The sequence below is a fragment of the Pedobacter sp. P26 genome (assembly GCF_050632135.1).
In the GTDB taxonomy this organism is placed as follows: domain Bacteria; phylum Bacteroidota; class Bacteroidia; order Sphingobacteriales; family Sphingobacteriaceae; genus Pedobacter.
The window spans coordinates 3442486-3461515 of sequence record NZ_CP192574.1; the positions used below are offsets into that span (position 1 = coordinate 3442486).

At 38.4% G+C, this 19030-nt stretch carries 18 protein-coding genes and 1 pseudogene; 10 read left to right on the forward strand and 9 right to left on the reverse strand.

What is annotated here, in order from left to right; all coding sequences use genetic code 11:
- The first annotated feature begins 47 nt into the window (after positions 1–47).
- Both ACQ86H_RS16000 and ACQ86H_RS16005 read left to right on the forward strand, forming a co-directional pair.
- Positions 48–3140, forward strand: coding sequence for an amidohydrolase family protein (locus tag ACQ86H_RS16000; protein ID WP_431291711.1), 3093 nt, complete (start codon positions 48–50; stop codon positions 3138–3140).
- 254 nt (positions 3141–3394) lie between these two features.
- Positions 3395–3658 carry a hypothetical protein gene (locus ACQ86H_RS16005; protein ID WP_138823956.1) on the forward strand — a complete coding sequence of 88 codons (264 nt, stop codon included), beginning with the start codon at positions 3395–3397 and terminating at the stop codon, positions 3656–3658.
- 168 nt (positions 3659–3826) lie between these two features.
- Here ACQ86H_RS16005 and ACQ86H_RS16010 read toward each other — a convergent pair whose 3' ends face one another.
- Positions 3827–3973, reverse strand: coding sequence for a hypothetical protein (locus ACQ86H_RS16010; protein WP_431291712.1), 147 nt, complete (start codon positions 3971–3973; stop codon positions 3827–3829).
- Between the two features lie 8 nt (positions 3974–3981).
- Positions 3982–6021 (reverse strand): B12-binding domain-containing radical SAM protein, encoded by a 2040-nt coding sequence (locus ACQ86H_RS16015; RefSeq protein WP_431291713.1) that lies wholly within the window; start codon positions 6019–6021, stop codon positions 3982–3984.
- Between the two features lie 206 nt (positions 6022–6227).
- Between ACQ86H_RS16015 and ACQ86H_RS16020 the strand changes: the two genes are divergently transcribed.
- On the forward strand, positions 6228–6944 hold the full coding sequence (locus ACQ86H_RS16020) for a hypothetical protein (RefSeq protein ID WP_138823952.1): 717 nt from the start codon (positions 6228–6230) through the stop codon (positions 6942–6944).
- Here the strand turns inward: ACQ86H_RS16020 and ACQ86H_RS16025 are convergent.
- From ACQ86H_RS16025 to ACQ86H_RS16035, 3 genes and pseudogenes are all read right to left on the reverse strand, one after another.
- Entirely contained in the window at positions 6935–7261 is a 327-nt protein-coding gene (locus ACQ86H_RS16025; protein ID WP_138823950.1) for a DUF5615 family PIN-like protein, read from the reverse strand. The two genes, ACQ86H_RS16020 and ACQ86H_RS16025, sit on opposite strands and share 10 nt — an antisense overlap.
- On the reverse strand, positions 7245–7487 hold the full coding sequence (locus ACQ86H_RS16030; protein ID WP_025144700.1) for a DUF433 domain-containing protein: 243 nt from the start codon (positions 7485–7487) through the stop codon (positions 7245–7247). The genes ACQ86H_RS16025 and ACQ86H_RS16030 overlap by 17 nt, the downstream gene beginning before the upstream one ends.
- A gap of 337 nt (positions 7488–7824) precedes the next feature.
- A pseudogene (locus tag ACQ86H_RS16035) lies at positions 7825–8945 on the reverse strand (NAD(P)/FAD-dependent oxidoreductase); the annotation flags it as partial.
- 54 nt (positions 8946–8999) lie between these two features.
- Between ACQ86H_RS16035 and ACQ86H_RS16040 the strand changes: the two are divergent.
- Complete coding sequence (locus ACQ86H_RS16040; protein ID WP_138823946.1) at positions 9000–10139, forward strand: 5-(carboxyamino)imidazole ribonucleotide synthase; 1140 nt, start codon at positions 9000–9002, stop codon at positions 10137–10139.
- Between the two features lie 83 nt (positions 10140–10222).
- Positions 10223–10729: a 5-(carboxyamino)imidazole ribonucleotide mutase gene (gene purE, locus ACQ86H_RS16045; RefSeq protein ID WP_108198968.1), complete on the forward strand. Its 507-nt coding sequence runs from the start codon at positions 10223–10225 to the stop codon at positions 10727–10729.
- Between the two features lie 127 nt (positions 10730–10856).
- On the opposite strand, the gene ACQ86H_RS16050 is transcribed toward purE, so the two are convergent.
- Entirely contained in the window at positions 10857–11420 is a 564-nt protein-coding gene (locus ACQ86H_RS16050; protein WP_431291714.1) for a YqgE/AlgH family protein, read from the reverse strand.
- A gap of 46 nt (positions 11421–11466) precedes the next feature.
- Between ACQ86H_RS16050 and pdxH the strand changes: the two genes are divergently transcribed.
- From pdxH to ACQ86H_RS16070, 4 genes are all read left to right on the forward strand, one after another.
- The gene (pdxH, locus tag ACQ86H_RS16055; RefSeq protein WP_431291715.1) at positions 11467–12117 is read left to right on the forward strand and encodes a pyridoxamine 5'-phosphate oxidase; all 651 of its coding nucleotides are present in this window, start codon (positions 11467–11469) and stop codon (positions 12115–12117) included.
- Positions 12118–12214: 97 nt separating this feature from the next.
- Positions 12215–13108, forward strand: a complete 894-nt coding sequence (locus ACQ86H_RS16060; protein WP_431291716.1) for a 3-hydroxyacyl-CoA dehydrogenase family protein — start codon at positions 12215–12217, stop codon at positions 13106–13108.
- A 31-nt stretch (positions 13109–13139) separates the two neighbouring features.
- Complete coding sequence (gene ruvB / locus ACQ86H_RS16065) at positions 13140–14162, forward strand: Holliday junction branch migration DNA helicase RuvB (protein WP_121283333.1); 1023 nt, start codon at positions 13140–13142, stop codon at positions 14160–14162.
- A 329-nt stretch (positions 14163–14491) separates the two neighbouring features.
- Complete coding sequence (locus tag ACQ86H_RS16070) at positions 14492–16000, forward strand: bifunctional GNAT family N-acetyltransferase/carbon-nitrogen hydrolase family protein (protein ID WP_138823938.1); 1509 nt, start codon at positions 14492–14494, stop codon at positions 15998–16000.
- Positions 16001–16061: 61 nt separating this feature from the next.
- Here the strand turns inward: ACQ86H_RS16070 and ACQ86H_RS16075 are convergent, their stop codons facing one another.
- Positions 16062–16268, reverse strand: coding sequence for a hypothetical protein (locus ACQ86H_RS16075; RefSeq protein WP_138823936.1), 207 nt, complete (start codon positions 16266–16268; stop codon positions 16062–16064).
- A 185-nt stretch (positions 16269–16453) separates the two neighbouring features.
- Here ACQ86H_RS16075 and queG point away from each other — a divergent pair, with 185 nt between their 5' ends.
- Positions 16454–17344, forward strand: a complete 891-nt coding sequence (queG, locus tag ACQ86H_RS16080) for a tRNA epoxyqueuosine(34) reductase QueG (protein ID WP_210419519.1) — start codon at positions 16454–16456, stop codon at positions 17342–17344.
- On the opposite strand, the gene ACQ86H_RS16085 is transcribed toward queG, so the two are convergent.
- Together ACQ86H_RS16085 and ACQ86H_RS16090 are read right to left on the reverse strand one after the other, a co-directional pair.
- The gene (locus ACQ86H_RS16085) at positions 17341–18669 is read right to left on the reverse strand and encodes an alpha/beta hydrolase-fold protein (RefSeq protein WP_431291717.1); all 1329 of its coding nucleotides are present in this window, start codon (positions 18667–18669) and stop codon (positions 17341–17343) included. The genes queG and ACQ86H_RS16085 overlap by 4 nt on opposite strands.
- Positions 18576–19025 carry a hypothetical protein gene (locus tag ACQ86H_RS16090; RefSeq protein WP_431291718.1) on the reverse strand — a complete coding sequence of 150 codons (450 nt, stop codon included), beginning with the start codon at positions 19023–19025 and terminating at the stop codon, positions 18576–18578. The genes ACQ86H_RS16085 and ACQ86H_RS16090 overlap by 94 nt, the downstream gene beginning before the upstream one ends.
- Positions 19026–19030: the final 5 nt, after the last annotated feature.

The window sequence follows — 19030 nt, forward strand, 5'->3', positions numbered from 1 at the left end:
AGGGCACTACAAAAAATTTCACGCTAAACACAGATGAAGGTACCTGGATGAACCTTGATGTAAGTGCTGATGGACAGGAAATTGTTTTTGATTTACTGGGCGATATCTACGTGATGCCCATTAGCGGTGGAGTAGCTAAACTGATTAGCGGAGGTGTTGCCTGGGACGTACAGCCTCGCTTTAGCCCTAACGGAAAATACATTTCTTATACGAGCGATAAAAGTGGAGGCGATAATATCTGGATCATGAACCGTGATGGTTCGGGCAAAAAACAGGTTACCAAAGAGAGTTTCAGGTTATTGAACAATGCCACCTGGATGCCAAACAGCGAATACATAATTGCCAGAAAGCACTTTACGGCAAGCCGTTCTTTAGGCGCCGGAGAAATGTGGATGTACAGTATAAACGGCGGTGATGGTGTGCAGTTAACTAAACGTAAAAACGACCAACAGGATGCGGGTGAGCCTAACGTTTCGCCGGACGGAAGATATGTTTACTTTAGTGAAGATGTAAGCCCTGGCCCAAATTTCGAATACAGTAAAGATCCTAATGGAAGTATTTATGCCATCCGTCAGCTGGATTTAACAACAGGTAAATTAATTACCTTAATTGATGAGCAGGGAGGTGCTTGTCGTCCGCAGGTTTCTCCAGATGGAAATTTAATTGCTTTTGTGAAACGGGTAAGGTTAAAATCTACTTTATATGTTCAGAATCTTAAAACAGGCGAAGAATGGCCTGTAAATGAGGACTTATCACACGATCAGCAGGAAACCTGGGCGATTTTTGGCGTTTATCCGAATTTCGCCTGGACACCAGACAGCAAAAGCATCGTTTTTTATGCTAAAGGAAAAATCAGGAAAACCGAAATTGGAACACTGATCAACAGCACCATTCCTTTTCAGGCAAATACCATTCAAACTGTACAACAGGCTTTACATTTTGAGCAACAGGTTTTCAGCAATGAATTTTCGGCGAAAATGTTGAGACAACTTACCACCTCACCTGATGGCAAAACAATCGTTTTTAATGCGGCAGGATATCTATACAAACAAGAATTAGCTACCGGAACACCAGAAAGATTAACGAATGGTCTGGATTTCGAATTTGAACCGGCTTTTAGTCCTGACGGAAAATATGTAGTTTATACTACCTGGAGTGATGAATTGCGTGGAGCAATAAAAAGAACTGATCTAAAATCAGGTAAAACCATCACCCTGAGCGATGAAAAAGGCTTTTATTACTCTCCACAATATTCGACTAAAGGTGATAGGATCGTTTTCAGAAAAGGAAGTGGAAATGATGTCTTAGGTTATAATTATGGGCGTGGAACCGGAATTTTCATTATGCCAGCCAATGGAGGTGCAAAAATTTTAATTTCTGACAATGGAATCCGTCCGCAGTTTAACAATACTGATACCCGGATTTATTTTCAAAGTTATGCTGATGGTAAAAAAGCCCTGAAAAGTATCGATTTAAACGGGGCAAACGAAAGAACACATTTTACTTCTCAATATGCTACCCAATTCGTTATTAGTCCTGATAATAAGTGGGTAGCCTTTAACGAATTATTTAACGTTTACATTACACCGATGATCAATATTGGTATGGCGCAGGATGCATCGGGAGGTAATAGTGCTATTCCGGTTACAAAAGTGACTACTGATGGTGGAACCTATATTCAATGGAGTGCCGACAGTAAAAACCTGCATTGGACGTTAGGACCGAAATATTTCACCATTGATGTAAATAGTGCTTTCAATTTTGATGGTACCACGCCTAAAACTGAAGCTTCATCTATCGATATCAATCTGGTTTTAAAATCAGATGTTCCTAAGGGAATTTTGGCTTTAAAAGGTGCCAGAATTATTTCAATGAAAGGTGATGAAGTAATTGAAAATGGAACCATTCTTACCGATGGTAATAAAATTACTGCAATCGGGAAATCGGATGCGGTAACCATCCCTGCCAATGCCAAAGTAATTGAGGTAAATGGCAAAACCATTATGCCGGGCATTGTTGATGTTCATGCGCATTTACGCACCAGTCCGGATGGCATTACGCCACAGAGCGACTGGAGCTATATGGCCAATTTAGCCTTTGGTGTAACCACTTCACATGATCCATCAAGCAATACAGAAATGGTTTTTAGCCAAAGCGAAATGCTTAAGGCAGGTAGAATGGTTGGTCCGAGGGTTTATTCTACCGGCTCTATTTTATACGGTGCTGATGGGGATTTTAAAGTAGTAATTAACAGTTTAGATGATGCTTTGGCCAATTTACGCCGGTTAAAAGCCGTTGGTGCCTTTTCGGTAAAATCGTACAATCAACCACGCAGAGAGCAGCGCCAGCAGATTTTAGAAGCTGCCCGACAGTTAAAAATGGAAGTTGTACCTGAAGGAGGTTCTACTTTTTTCACCAATATGAATATGGTTGCTGATGGCCATACCGGAATTGAGCACAGTATCCCTGTTTTACCGGTTTATAAAGATGTAACCACGCTTTGGAACAATACCGAAGTGGGCTACACCCCTACTTTAATTGTGGCATACGGCGGTCAATGGGGCGAAAACTATTGGTACGATAGAACCAACGTTTGGGAAAACGAAAAATTAATGACTTATACCCCACGGTCCATTATAGATGCGAGGGCAAGACGTAGAACCACATCCGAATACAGTGATTATAACCACATTGATATTGCTAAAGCCACGAAACAGATTGCCGATGGTGGCACAAAGGTTAACCTTGGCGCACACGGACAAATCCAGGGTTTAGGAGCGCATTGGGAACTGTGGATGCTGGTTCAAGGTGGCTTTAGTCCGATGCAGGCCATCAGGGCGGCAACATTAAATGGGGCAAGCTATTTGGGCATGGATAAAGAAATTGGTTCGCTAGAAGTTGGTAAACTGGCAGATATGGTGATTATGGATGCTAACCCATTGGATGACATTAGAAATTCGGAAAAAATCAAATATGTGATGATCAATGGCCGCCTTTATGATAGTGCCACCTTAAACGAAGTAGGTACAAGAGAAAAACTTCGTGGCAAATTGTGGTTCGAGAATATCAGAGGAAATGGTTATATTATTCCAAACGGAGAATCAGAAACCTGGACTTTTACCGTTCCACACTGTGATTAAACCTAACAAGTATTTCAGAAACATTTTTTGACCATATAAGACATATGAGGTACATATAAGCTTCCATGATCTTACATCCCTTATATGGTCAAAAATATAGCATTAATATTTTCTTATTAGTTAATGTTTTGAACGCACAACACCTTAACCATCAATCAGAATATAAATGACTAATAATTAAATACTTACCTCAAAATACCAAAATGAATTGGCTATTAAAAGATTTGAAAAACAGTTAATTTAGAATATACAACATGAAACCAAACAAACTCTATACCTCCGCTTCAGTTATATTCTTAATATTAAGCTTACTGGTTTTCTCTTATAGTGGCTATTACATTTTAGGCATCCAAACAGTAAACCTGTTTTTAGCATTGATTGCAATGGCTTACATCACTTCTTTTATTGCAGTAATGAAAAACCGGAGGGCTGTTATTTCCTGGTTGCTGCTCATCGTAAATTCAATTATACTCATCTGTATTATCTATTTTCTCACGCATTTTAAAATGAAGATGTAATTTCAGCGATGTTTGCACTCGTTTTTAATAGATAATCGTCATCTCGATCGGATAGCTATCGGATGAAGCACAGCGAAATGGAGAGATCCATCAAGAAAGATTTCTCAACTGCGGTCGAAATGATGAACTTTCGTAACATATTATCGCCATTTTAAAGCTCACATTAGCTTATAAAACCAACAAACCGTATTCTCTTAAGGTATTAACAGGCTTAGAATACCAGAAAAGCTCAAAGTTTTCCAATTCTATCTCAAAATCGACCTTAATTTCCTGAAAAGTATATACTTTCTCATTAGAGATAGAAATTTTATTCAAAATGGCAGTTAACCACTCGCCTTCTTTTTTATTGGTTTGAACGGTAAATGTTTCCTTTTTATGATGGAAGGTAAGAGAGGCCATTTCCCAGGTATTTCCTTTTTTCGATTTCGTAAAATAACCGGCCGAGGGCTTTCCCCTATCCACACTACTTTTGCAGTCGGTTTAGTGTTAAAATGATCATCCTCATTTAATGCTCTTTCAATAAAATCAGCAGGAATTTTCGTCCTGGGGATCTTAAAATCGAACCAATCCTGCAGTTCGTAATCAAAACAGATGCCATGCATAAAATTAAAGAGCGATTTCTTTAATCCATAGCTGAATTTATTGTGGTCTATCCCCGTTTTATCGGTATAATTGATATCGTTATTGGCAAAAGTTCCAATTAGTTCCGTTTCTTTAACCACGCCAAATTTTTCGGGGTACATGCCTACCGGACTATGTGCTGTCATAGCGAACTGATGCCAAAAACCCGATTGTAATATGCCTACTTCAAATAATTGACGTACCATTTCTAAGCTATCAACCGTTTCCTGCACCGTTTGCGTAGGATAACCATACATTAAATAAGCATGAACCATAATTCCTGCTTCGGTGAAATTGCGGGTAACTTTAGCCACCTGCTCTACGGTCACTCCTTTGTCGATCAGTTTCAATAAACGATCGGATGCAACTTCCAATCCACCCGAAACAGCAATACAACCGGAAGCTTTGAGCAACAAACATAAATCCTGACTAAAGCTTTTCTCAAAGCGGATATTGGTCCACCAGGTAACCGCTAATTTCCTTCTGATAATTTCCAAAGCCACTTCACGCATCAGCGCTGGTGGTGCCGCTTCATCCACAAAATGGAAACCATTTTGTCCCGTTTTGGCATATAAATCCTCAATGCGGTCTACAATTAATTTAGCAGCAACGGGTTCATACACTTTGATATAATCCAATGAAATATCGCAGAAAGTACATTTACCCCAATAACAACCATGAGCCATGGTGAGTTTGTTCCAGCGTCCATCGCTCCACATGCGGTGCATCGGGTTAACAATTTCAATTACCGAAATATATTTATCCAAAAGCAGACCTGTATAATCGGGTGTGCCTACGTCTGCTTGTTTGTAGTCGTTTCTGAAAGCATCGTTACGGTGAACTACTTTACCATTTTCAAGAAGAAAAGTTCTTTTGTAAAAATGGGCTTCAGCCGGGATGGGGTGCGTAATGTTATGGTACAACAATTCGATTGGCAGCTCGCCATCATCCAATGTAATGTAATCGAAAAATTCAAAAACCCGCACATCTGACAACGACCTTAATTCGGTATTTGGAAAGCCACCACCCATAGAAATTTTGATTTCAGGATGATTAGCTTTTATCCATTGCGCACAGCGGAAAGCGCTGTATAAATTACCCGGAAAAGGAACCGAAATCAAAAATAATTTAGGCCCTACCGTTTTAATTTTCTCTTTTAAAACCGAAATCAGGATCTGATCGATGTAAGTAGGTTCTTTTAATAAAACATTATACAACTCATCAAAAGAGTTCGCACTTCTGCCTAAACGTTCAGCATATCGGCTAAAACCAAAATTTTCGTCGATGCACTCTACAATATAATCGGAGATATCCTCCAGATAAAGTGTGGCCAGATGTTTTGCTTTATCCTGTGTACCCATCGCCCCAAAGGCCCAGTCTAATTCTTCTAAAGCAGCAAAACGTGAAGCCTGAGGCAAAAAATCATCACTACAAATCTGTAAGGCCAGGGTTGGGGTTTTCCCCTGAAGAAAGGCGATTACGGCATCAATGGTTTTTAAATATTCATCCTGTAAAGCAAAAATCCGTTTGGCGTTTTCGCTTTTAGGTTTTTGATTGTCTACCGTAAATAAATCTTGTAATCCTTTCTTAGAAAACAGTTCCAAAATTACTTCAATTCCTAAGTCCGCCTGTGTTGAGCTGATATTTTTGGTATTCAGAAAACCTTTTATATACGCCGTTGCTGGATATGGAGTATTCAGTTGGGTAAATGGCGGTGTAATGGCAAGAATTTCGGTTTTCAAAAGGAATTGTTTTTTCTGCAAAAGTACGGGAATTTTAGAAGTTTAGGGCTGTAATTTTAACACTATTGCACTAACTGAAAATGAACTGCGATTAATCCTCCGTGTTTTCTGTGATTCCGTGGCTGTTAATTGTCTTTGAACTTAATGACAAACTAAAACCCCGATAAACACGTTTTATATTCACATCAACACCTTTTTCTACCTGAATGAAAGTTTTTTGTTTATCCATCCTGATGCTCTGTGTGCAAATCAGCTTTGCGCAAAAAACATTTATATTTCCTAAAATTAAAACACAAGGCACTTCTGTTGAACAATTTACACCAGCCAACTGGATGATTATTGACCAGGTTGAGGGCGACCTGAACAATGATGGTTCAGCCGATTTAGCAGTGGTTTTTGAGTACAACAAACCAATTGATGAAACCCGGGTTTATGGCGATAACAGCAGCGCAATTATAAAGGAAACACAAAAACCGAGGATTTTAGCCATATTTTTCAAAGATAAATCAACAGGTGCTTTAAGTTTATCTACACAGAACAACGATTTTATTTTACGCTCGGAAGAAGGTGGTAAACTGGGCGACCCGCTACAGCAGATTGCGATTAAAGACCAACAACTCTATCTCCGTTTTCAAGGAGGATCAGAGTGGCGCTGGGAATTGGGTTATACCTTTAAATTCGAAAACAAAGATTGGTTTTTAACCAGTGCCATCAATCTTTACTTTAACCAGAACAGCGGCGATATGACAGAAAGGGTGTACGATTTCAAAACGCGTGAATTATTTACCACTGTTGGTAACCTGCACCGAAGAGACATTGCTAATAGGAGAACAAGTGAGGTATTATATTTTTCTCAACTGAGAACATTTAAGACCTTTAAAAAACCCTGGGCATGGGAAATTATGCCAAATGTTTATTTGTAGGTAATGATGTTTGCACCAACTTTGAGATTCGATTTCAGTAATAATAAAATTTGAGGTATAAATTCTTTTAATGTCAGATAAGTATTATCAAATGCATTCAAAACGATTATCGGAAGTGTATATTTTGAAAAATTTTGTTGAAATTGAAGATTTTTATCAAAAGTAATAAATACATCAAATTCATCGGCAATCATTAACTTCAGTAATTCTCCATTCTTAACACCATTCCAGCCCATGTCACGAACAGTATAAATCTCATGACTTTCAAAATGTTCTTTTAATCTTTTGGGAAGATTTTCATCAAGAAGCAATTTCATAGATTTTATCTATATGATCTGATGTTATCAGTTTATTAGCAACCTCTAATACACTAATAACCTGTTTCTTAGAAACACTTGGAAAATCTTCTAAAAATTCATCAATGGTGATTCCCTTTTCGACATGAAAAAATAAGGTTTCAACCGGGACTCTTGTACCTGCAAAAACAGGTAAACCTCCCAAAATATCGGCGTTGGTTGAAATAATATCTTTTAATGATTCCATAGTATATCAAATTTACTAAATTTAATCGTAAATTTTAAAGCGTAAAGTGGTTTTATTGCATCTGAGATTTTTGCAAAAGAACCACTGTTTTAGGTTAAATAAACCTGATAAAGTGGAAAGCGAGGAGCGAGTGAGGGCTTGGAACGATAGCAGGGCTGCAATCCGAAGCACTACAGCCGTTCATTTCCAAAACGATATTGACCACCTTAGTCACCTGAGCGACTTACAAACCTATCGGGTTTTAAAAACCTGATAGGTTTAGGAATCGTCAAATATGCTGCGCAATTACAAAACCACTGGCCCAGGCCCATTGAAAGTTATAACCGCCCAACCAACCGGTTACATCTAAACATTCGCCACCAAAAAACAGGTTCGGTATTTTTTTACATTCCAGCGTTTTAGAAGAAATTTCGTTGGTGTCAATTCCGCCACGCATTACCTCGGCCTTATCGTAACCTTTATCGCCTGCGGGTTTAACTTTAAAATGGTGGATTGTTTGTTCAATTAAATCGATTTCCCCTTTAGTTAATGCAGCAACAGGTTTATTTAAAGGCAAAAACTTGCCCAAGGCATCTGTAAACTTCTTGGTATAAATCCGGTTCAGCAGCGTCGACAGTAAAGTTTTACCATTTGTTTTTCTTTCCTCGTCCAATAATGCTACGATATCCTGATAGGGCAACAGGTTTAAATTAATCGTTTCGCCTCTTCTCCAGAAAGAAGAGATCTGTAAAATAGCGGGACCACTCAATCCCCAATGGGTAAAAAGAATATTTTCTTCGAAAGCGATTTCATCATTGCTGACTTCGCAAAAAACAGAATTTCCCGAAAGCTGTGAAAACCACTCTTCGTCCTTGCCGGTAATGGTTAAGGGAACCAAAGCCGGAGCAGTTTCAATTATTTTTAAACTATTTTTTTGGCAAAACGCAAGGCAAAATCGGTAGCGCCCATTTTTGGAATTGGTAAGCCACCAGCTGCAATTACCAGCTTGGCTGCTGTTAAAACAACAGTTTTACCATTCTTCTCATAACTTACTTTAAAGCCGTCAGGTAATATTTCAATGTCTTTTACATCAGCACTACACCTAACTTCCTGATCAAAATCCTCGCAGATGGAAGTAAAAACCTGTACCACATCTTTGGCGTTTTTATCATCAGGAAATAATTGTCCCAAAGTTTTTTCTTTGCCTGCTATGCCATAAGTTTCAAAAAAACTGATGGTATCATCAACTGTCCACTGGGTAAAGGCAGATTTAACAAAATGAGGATTGGCTGATATAAACTGCTCAGCTGATGCGAATTGGTTGGTATAATTGCAGCGGCCGCCACCAGAAATTAAAATTTTGGCACCAGGTTTTTCGTTTTTTTCGAGCACAATTACTTTTTTACCCAGATAGCCTGCCTGCACCGCACACATCAATCCACAAGCACCTGCACCAATAATTATTGCATCAGCATTCATCAATAAAATTTATTATGGTTACTTTTGTGCAAAAATAGCATTATTTTCAAGCGCATGGCAAAACAGATTAGCGAATTAAAATTAGGTATTTTAGGTGGCGGGCAATTGGGCAGAATGCTCATACAACAGGCAATCAATTATAATGTAAGCACTTTGGTTTTAGATCCTGATCCTGATGCTCCCTGTAAGCATATCTCAAATTATTTCGAAAATGGTTCCATTACCGATTTTGATACCGTTTATAACTTCGGAAAAAAGGCCGATATCATCACCATTGAAATTGAAAAAGTAAATATCGATGCGCTTGAGCAGCTGGAAAAAGAAGGTAAAAAAGTTTTTCCCCAATCGAGGGTAATCCGTTTAATTCAGGATAAAGGCGTACAAAAACAGTTTTTTAAAGAAAATGATATTCCTACCTCCCCTTTCCAGATTGTAAATACAAAGGAAGATATGGAAAATAGTCCTTTTCATTTTCCTTACATTCTGAAATTGAGGAAAGATGGTTATGATGGTAAAGGCGTAATGAAAATCAATAGTGCGTCAGATCTTGACAATGCTTTTGATGCGCCTTGTATTATTGAAAAACTGGTCGATTTTGATAAAGAAGTTGCAGTGATTGTAGCCCGTAATGCCAATGGCGATATGAAAACCTTCCCAATGGTAGAAATGGAATTTAATCCTGAAGCCAACCTGGTAGAATTTTTAATTTCCCCTTCAACTTTTGCCGAAAGTTTGCAGCAAAAGGCAGAAAATATTGCCAAAAACATAGCTTCTGCGATGAATATTACCGGAATTTTAGCGGTTGAGATGTTTGTTTGCAAAGACGGAGAATTATTAGTTAATGAGGTAGCCCCTCGTCCGCACAATAGCGGTCACCAAACAATTGAAGGCAATTATGTTTCTCAATTTGAGCAGCATTTACGCTCAATTTATAACTTACCATTAGGCGATACCAGCAGCATTACCAATGCCATTATGATTAATTTACTTGGCGAAAAAGGTTTTGAAGGTGTAGCCAGATATGAAAATTTAGAAAAAATATTGGCCATTGATGGCGTTTATGTTCACTTATATGGCAAGAAATACACAAAACCTTTTCGCAAAATGGGCCATGTAACCATTGTAGATATTGACAGGGAAAAGGCGATTGAAAAAGCAAGGTTTGTACAAAAAACATTGAAGGTAATCGCTTAAGCCACCTAGCCCCTTGAAGGGGAACCAATATCAAAGTGGAAATACAAAATTATAAAAGAAGTTAAAAAAGAAATAAAATAAATATGAGTCAAGGAAATTCAAATTCGGCCTTAGTAGGAATTATCATGGGTAGCAAATCAGATTTACCTGTGATGCAAGATGCTGCTGATGTATTAAAAGAATTTGGAATAAACTACGAAATTACGGTTGTTTCTGCACACAGAACACCAGAACGCATGTTTAATTATGCTAAAGAAGCACAAGGCCGTGGCCTAAAGGTAATTATTGCAGGTGCCGGCGGTGCTGCTCACCTACCTGGGATGGTGGCTTCTATTACTACTTTACCGGTAATTGGTGTTCCGGTTAAATCATCAAACTCTATTGATGGCTGGGACAGTATTTTATCGATTTTACAAATGCCAAATGGTATTCCCGTTGCTACGGTAGCTTTAAATGCTGCTAAAAATGCAGGTTTACTGGCTACGCAGATCCTGGCTACAGCTGATGAATCTTTAACGGTTAAAATGCAGGCTTATAAAGATGAATTAAGAAGAAAAGTTGAAGAAAGTGCTGACAGTCTTGAGTCCTAAGTCGTGAGTCTTTAGTCTATTCAACTGTAAAAATAAAACGGGCGATGTAATCTATTTACATCGCCCATTTTATTATAATATTACTTTTCTGGAAACTGAAAACTGCCAATTACCAACTGAAAACTAACTAATTCAAACTCGGATCTACCGGAAAATTACTGATATGCGCATATTTCGGGCCTAGATTTACAATTACATCCCGCCAAAGTTTTTCATCATCATTACTAAAAATAAGGTCCGGATTAAAAATATCACTCACCATCCATGCATTTTGATCTATTTCCCGGTCAAGCTGCCCATAATCCCAGCCTGAATAACCCATAAAAAATTTCACTTCATCCTGGCTTACTGCATTAGTATTTAAGAGGATTTTAAGTGTTTCAAAATTTCCACCCCAGTATAAACCATTTCCTATATCTTCACCACTTTGCAATTTATCATAACACCTATGAATAAAATGTAAGGTATCCGCAGCAACAGGTCCACCGAAGTAAATGTAGTTTTTTGCATCCCATAAATCCTGAATAACATCGTTCAGGATCAGGTTTCCTACTTGATTGAGTATGTAGCCTACCGTACCATCATCACCATGTTCGGTTAACAATACCACAGATCTTTTAAAATTAGGATCGGCCATAAAAGGTTCCGAGATGAGTAAGCGGCCGGTTTTTGGTTTTATATTGTTCAGCATGATGATAATGATTTGTTACACCGTAAAAGATGCCTATTTTTGTTGTATGCAAGTTACAAATGAATTTCTACAAAACCTGCGCCAAGATTACAAAAGCGCTTCGCTAGACGAATCTGACGTTGATCAAGATCCGATTGTCCAGTTTCAAAAATGGTTTCAACATGCGGTTGATGCCCAGATATACGAACCAAATGTAATGACTTTGGCTACAGCTGATAAAGCTGGCCGACCAGATGCGCGTATTGTGTTATTAAAAGGGGTTGATGAAGACGGTTTTAGGTTTTTCACCAATTACCTGAGTGCCAAAGGGAAAGAACTTAAACGCAATCCTTACGCTGCTTTGGTATTTTTCTGGCCTGAACTGGAAAGACAGGTGAGAATTGAAGGAACAGTGGAAAAACTGGATAAAGAAACATCTGAAGCCTATTTCAACACCAGACCGATTGCCAGTCAGATTGGAGCAGTAGTTTCACCACAGAGCCAGATTATTCCGGACAGAACATTTTTGGAAGAAAAAGTGGAAGAACTTAAAGCTAAAAGTACCGACAAAGGTGTTGCTAAACCAGCGCATTGGGGCGGTTATATCGTAAAACCGACAAGAATAGAGTTTTGGCAAGGAAGAAGAAGCAGGTTGCACGACAGGATAAACTTCGAACTGATAAAAGGCATCTGGACTAAAACCAGGTTAGCACCATAAGGTTTTTTATAAAAATCAAAAGAGATCAGCTTTACAGCAAGATCTTTATTTCAACTAATCGTTACTCGTAAATTCTCTTTTTCTAATCTCCTAAAGGATGAAACAAATCGCAGTTATAGGATCTGGTACTATGGGAAATGGCATCGCCCATACCTTTGCACAATTCAATTATAAAGTCAACCTGATTGATATCAATCAGCCTGCATTGGACAATGCCATACAAACTATTACCAAAAATTTAGACAGACAGCTTGCAAAAGGAACCTTAACAGAAGATCATAAAGCAGCCACTCTGAATAACATCTCTACCTACACGTCAATAAAAGATGGTGTTCAAAGTTCCGATTTAATTATAGAAGCCGCTACCGAAAACGTAGACTTAAAATTGAAAATTTTTAAGGATTTAGATGAGTATGCGCCTGCACATGCTATTCTTGCTTCCAATACCTCCTCTATTTCCATTACGCAAATTGCTGCTGTAACCGGAAGAGGTGATAAGGTAATCGGAATGCACTTTATGAACCCGGTTCCGGTAATGAAGTTAGTAGAAGTAATAAGAGGTTATGCCACCAGTGATGAAACGACCAGTATCATTATGTCGCTTTCCCAAAGTTTGGAGAAAGTTCCTGTTGAAGTAAATGATTATCCTGGTTTTGTAGCCAACCGCATTTTGATGCCGATGATCAATGAAGCCATTTACACGCTTTATGAAGGCGTAGCTGGTGTGTATGAAATTGATACCGTAATGAAATTAGGAATGGCACACCCTATGGGACCTTTGCAGTTAGCCGATTTTATTGGTCTGGATGTTTGTTTGGCCATACTAAAAGTATTAAACGATGGTTTTGGTAATCCCAAATACGCGCCATGCCCGTTACTGGTAAACATGGTGGCGGCAGGGAAAAAAGGTGCTAAAACTGGTGAAGGCTTTTATAAATATATTTCGGGATCAAAAGACCTCACTGTTTCTGATAAATTCAAAAGATCCTAATTTTTTTAGCATTTAATTTTATATTTGCCGTATGAATGAGAACCTGGACCCTGAAGCAAGCAACCTGACCCCTACCGATCGTGATATTGAAAGGGTTTTAAGGCCACAGGCTTTTGAAGATTTTACGGGGCAGGAAAAAGTGATGGAAAACCTGAAGATTTTTGTTCAGGCGGCGAAACTCCGCGGTGAGGCTTTAGATCATGTTCTTCTGCATGGCCCTCCCGGATTAGGTAAAACCACACTTTCTCATATCATTGCCAATGAAATGGCAACTGGAATAAAAGTAACCTCTGGTCCGGTATTAGATAAACCTGGCGACCTGGCTGGTTTATTAACTGGCCTGGATGAAGGTGATATCCTTTTTATTGATGAGATCCATCGTTTATCTCCTCTTGTGGAAGAATACCTGTATTCTGCAATGGAAGATTTTAAAATTGATATTATGCTTGAAACTGGCCCGAATGCCCGTTCCGTACAGATATCGCTTAATCCTTTTACGTTGGTTGGTGCCACTACGCGTTCTGGGTTGTTAACGGCGCCTTTAAGAGCTCGTTTCGGAATTAATGCCCGTTTGGCTTATTACGATGCTAAGCTACTCACCACAATTGTACTACGCTCTTCTGATATATTAAAAACACCTATAAGTGACGAAGGTGCCTATGAAATTGCCCGCCGTAGTCGTGGTACGCCCCGTATAGCAAATGCTCTTTTACGCAGAACAAGAGATTTTGCGCAGATTAAGGGAAATGGAAATATCGATACCGAAATAGCCCGCTATGCCTTAAATGCACTAAATGTGGATGAACATGGCTTAGATGAGATGGATAACAGGATTCTGGTTACCATTATCGACAAATTTAAGGGCGGTCCGGTAGGTTTAAAAACCATTGCGACGGCTGTTGGAGAAGATGAAGGTACTATTGAAGAGGTTTATGAACCCTTTTTAATCCAGGAAGGCTATATTATGCGTACTTCACGTGGCCGCGAGGTTACCGAAGCGGCTTACAAGCACTTAAAGAAAAATTATCCTGGCCAAACCGGTAAATTGTTTTAATACAAGATTTTTTCTTGCTAAATCGTCATTTCGACTGAAGTGCAACGGAATGGAGAAATCTAGTATCGTAGTGTTTAAAGATCTCTCCACTGAGATTGAACAATAAGATTTAAAGACCCTGAAATAAATTACCTTCGGTGAACTCGCTTAAAGCTCAGTTTACTTCGTAGCTTTCCGTTTCACTACAGGTCAGGGTGACGCATCGCAGGAGGATTTTGATAAATCTCGTGGCTCGTCCTCCTGAACTTGTTTCAGGATCTTCAAAGAAATATATAATCCATCTGAACATTTAAGCCCTTTTGGTGTTCATAAAATAGAAATCAAACATTATGAATATTGAATTACGTAAACTAACGCTCGAAGATTACGCAGATCTTAAAGAATCTATGCTCCAGGCCTACGACAGTATGGGCGGTTCCATCTGGCCAAAATCAAGTATTGCAAAACTTATAAATATTTTTCCCGAGGGGCAGCTCTGTATCGCAGTTGATGATAAGGTTGTAGCCTGTTCCCTTGCCATTATTGTAGAGTACGACGAATATGGAGATCGGCATACCTACAAGTTGATTACTGGTGATTATTCTTTTACAACACACGATCCAAATGGCGACACCCTGTATGGTATCGAAATTTTTGTGCACCCGGAATATCGGGGTTTACGGTTAGGAAGGAGATTATATGAAGCCCGGAAAGAACTCTGTGAAAGCCTTAACCTCAAAAGCATTATTGCCGGCGGAAGAATTCCTGGTTACCATCAATATTCGGAGAAGTTAAGCCCAAGACAATATATAGATAAGGTAAAGGCAAAAGAAATTTACGACCCAACGCTAACTTTTCAGATTTCGAATGATTTTCACGTCAGAAAAGTATTAAAGAATTATTTGCCAGGCGATAAAGAATCGAAAGAATATGCGACATTAATTGAGTGGAATAATATTTATTACCAGGGTATTGATGCCTCTGCCCGTTCGGCAATGACTATCCGTTTAGGTTTAGTGCAGTGGGAAATGCGTTTGTTCCCAAATATGGAAGCTTTTTATGAACAGGTAGAATTTTTTGTTGATGCTTTGAGCGGTTACAAATCAGATTTCGTGATGTTCCCTGAGTTATTTAATACGCCACTGTTGCAACCGTATAATCACTTACCAGAAATTGAGGCTATGCGAAAGCTTGCTGAAAAAACGGAAGAGATTGTACAAAAAATGCATGAATATTCATTAAGCTACAATACAAACATTATTACCGGCAGTATGCCACTTATTGAGGATGGTAAACTTTACAATGCTACTTACCTTTGTCACCGTACGGGTAAAATAGATGAGTATAGAAAAATTCACATCACACCAAATGAGCAAAAATATTACGGCATGATTGGTGGCGATAAAGTGCAGGTTTTCGATACTGATTGCGGTAAGGTGGGCATCTTGATTTGTTATGATGTAGAATTCCCTGAATTAAGCCGTATTTACGCCGAGCAGGGTATGCAAATTTTATTTGTACCATTTTTAACCGATACACAGAACGGTTATACACGCGTACGCCATTGCGCGCAGGCAAGAGCAATAGAAAATGAATGTTACGTGGCCATTGCAGGGTGTGTGGGCAATCTACCTAAGGTAAATAATATGGATATTCAGTTTGCCCAATCAGCAGTCTTTACCCCGTCCGATTTTGCTTTTCCAACCAATGCCATCAAAGCAGAGGCAACACCCAATACCGAAATGGTACTGGTAGTAGATGTTGACTTACATTTATTAGACGAACTACATCATTATGGAACGGTAAAAGTATTAAAAGACAGGCGGAAAGACCTTTACCAAGTTAAACTTTTAAAATAAGTACTATAAAAAATGCCGGTCAAATTAATGTACCGGCATTTCATTTTTGATCTAAAGCTAATTATTTTCTCATCACAAACCAGATAATCAGACCGATAATTACCGCTAGAGGTAATACCCACTTCAAGGCTTGTCCTCCTCCATTTTCATCTTTCTCTGTAACGGCTGGTTTTGCCGGTCCCGGATCTTCTTTATGATTTTCGTAATCTTTTTCAATCGGTTTAGGAGCTTCTCCTGATTCCGTATGTTGTGGATCTATATTTTCCATAGCTAATGCTTTAAAAGCTCTCCCTGTGTAGTGTTACAACAATCAGGAGGAACCATAATTAATTAATTTAGTTTCTGTTTCTAGAACAAGTGATTAATGAAAATGTTTTAAATCCTAAGCCTTATCTTTGCAGATCGGTGTACAACAATTATGCAAAATATAGCCAGCTGATCAAAGATGAAGCCATGCGTTTAGGTTTCATGGCCTGTGGCATTGCTAAAGCTGAATTCCTTGAAGAGGAAGCGCCAAGATTGGAAAATTGGCTCAACCAAAACCGTCATGGCGAAATGAAATACATGGAAAATTATTTTGATAAACGCCTTGATCCCAGATTACTGGTTGATGGCGCTAAATCGGTAATTTCCTTATCGCTAAACTATTATACTGAAGAAAAACAGTCAGACCCCAACGCACCAAAAATTTCCAAGTATGCGTACGGACAAGATTACCATACCGTAATTAAAGAGAAATTAAAAGAACTGACTCATTTTATAGAAGAAAATATTGGAGAAGTTTCTGGAAGGGCATTTGTAGATTCTGCTCCGGTTTTAGACCGCGCCTGGGCAAAAAAATCAGGAATTGGCTGGATTGGTAAAAATTCTAACCTGATTAGTAAAACCGATGGTTCTTTTTTCTTCCTTGCTGAATTGATTGTTGACCTGGAATTGGGTTACGATCATCCTTATCAGGCAGATTACTGTGGAAGCTGCACCCGCTGTTTAGATGCCTGCCCTACTGATGCCATTATTGCACCACAGGTTGTGGATGGAACGAAATGCATCTCCTACCTCACCATTGAGCTCAAAAATGAAATCCCAAATGAGTTTAAAGATAAAATGAGCAACTGGATGTTTGGCTGCGATATCTGTCAGGATGTTTGCCCGTGGAACCGTTTCTCCAAAGCGCACAATGAAGAGGCCTTTAAGCCCGGGAATGGATTACTGGATTTGAACGCAAAAGACCTCACTGAAATTACAGATGATGTTTTTAAAAAGGTTTTTAAAGGATCGGCAGTTAAGCGCACCAAATTTACCGGACTGAAAAGGAATATCGATTTTCTGAAACCTGAAAATTAGTTTGATATTAAAAGTTCTATCTGATCAATCCAAACTGCCTTGCGATCGTAAGTTTTATTAAAATTATCTAGTATAATTTTTTTATCATAAACAGCCATTTTTTCAGTGCGTTTAACTCCATTTATAAAAACAGATACCGGTTTACTTACATCAATCATTTCTGGTGATAGAAAGATGGTCAGCGATTTAACCTGTGAAGTTTCTATATGAAATTCGTTATTGCTAAATGTAGCCCTAACTGCCCCCGATTTTCTTGGAAAGTTAAATGCTTTAAATAATGTATCGGTTGTAATAACTGTATCTTTTGATTGATCATAGTCAACTACTTTAAATATATCGAAATTTATTATTTTGTGCCAATCTGCTGGTTTATTGACCGTATCCAATGCTGTAATCTGGATCCAGTCTGTTTTACCATATTTCACATCATCGCATTCCCAATAAATGGATTTTTGAAATGGATTTCTGGTTCTGCTTTTTAAATCCTTAAATAATAACTGGTAAGCAGGCTCAGATTCATCAAATTGCGGAAACCAGTGAGGCCACCCTTTATATCGGTGATCCTGATAATCTGCCCCCATTTTTTTCATTATTAAATTTAAAGAATCATTTGCGTCTGGTGGGAAGTAGTAATCTTCATCCGTAGACACATTAAAAAACGATCTGTTTAAAATATTGCGCACAAATGTGCCTCCGGTTCTAACCTTTGGCTGCGTATTAAATCCATAAAAGCCGGCAAACGGGCTTTGTTGCTTCATTAAATAAGAAAAAGAACCTGTTGCTCCGTTTGAATGCCCGGCGATGAAAACTTTATCATCATCTACATTGATGGATTTTTTAATTTCCTTTAGCATTGCTGGTACCATAAAGAAACCATCATCAGGTTTCATCCAGTTAAATTTCTTTGAACCTTTTGGATAAACCATTATTACCTCATTTACAGCAGCATATTTGGTATAATATCTGTTCCAGCCATCCATAACCCAGGATGCATTTTGAAAACTCGAAAGGCCATTACCACTTACCGCTCCATGAAGAAAAAATAGTACAGGATAGCTTTTTTTCGGATTATAGTGTGATGGTAAACTAACATAATACGAGGTAATTAAACTATCTGTCACTTTAAATTCGACGGAATAACCAATGTACTTTTTTGCCTGATAGGCATTAAAGGATTTAATCTCCTGATATGCTTGTTTGCCATCCTTAGCTTTAAAATAAGTGTCCTGTTTTAAGGGGCCAGCCTGGAATTCATCCTGCCGATCGTGCAACTTTTTAAAAAAACTGACTTCATCTTTTGAGCTTTCGCCAATACGACCGGCCATCTGCTATCTTTAAAAAGATTTTTATATTCATTTTGAGGATATTCAAACGTTAAATAATCCCATGTAGTTCTTTCATCATTATTTAGCGCCAGGAAATGATTTATATATTCGAATGCACCATTATTATCTTTAAGTTCTGAAGCTAAAACAGATGCTTTATATAGAGACTGGTCGCTTACCTCTTTTGGAAATTGTATAAATGCCTTTTTGTATAAGTTTAGAGATTTCCTGTAATCGACAGTATCCTTTGCATCCCACATCACATTTAATGCACTATCGGTTAACCTGGTATAGGTTTGGGCATTTAGTTTTAAAACAATACTTAAAAATAAAAACAGGATCAGAATTTTCTTCATGGCTA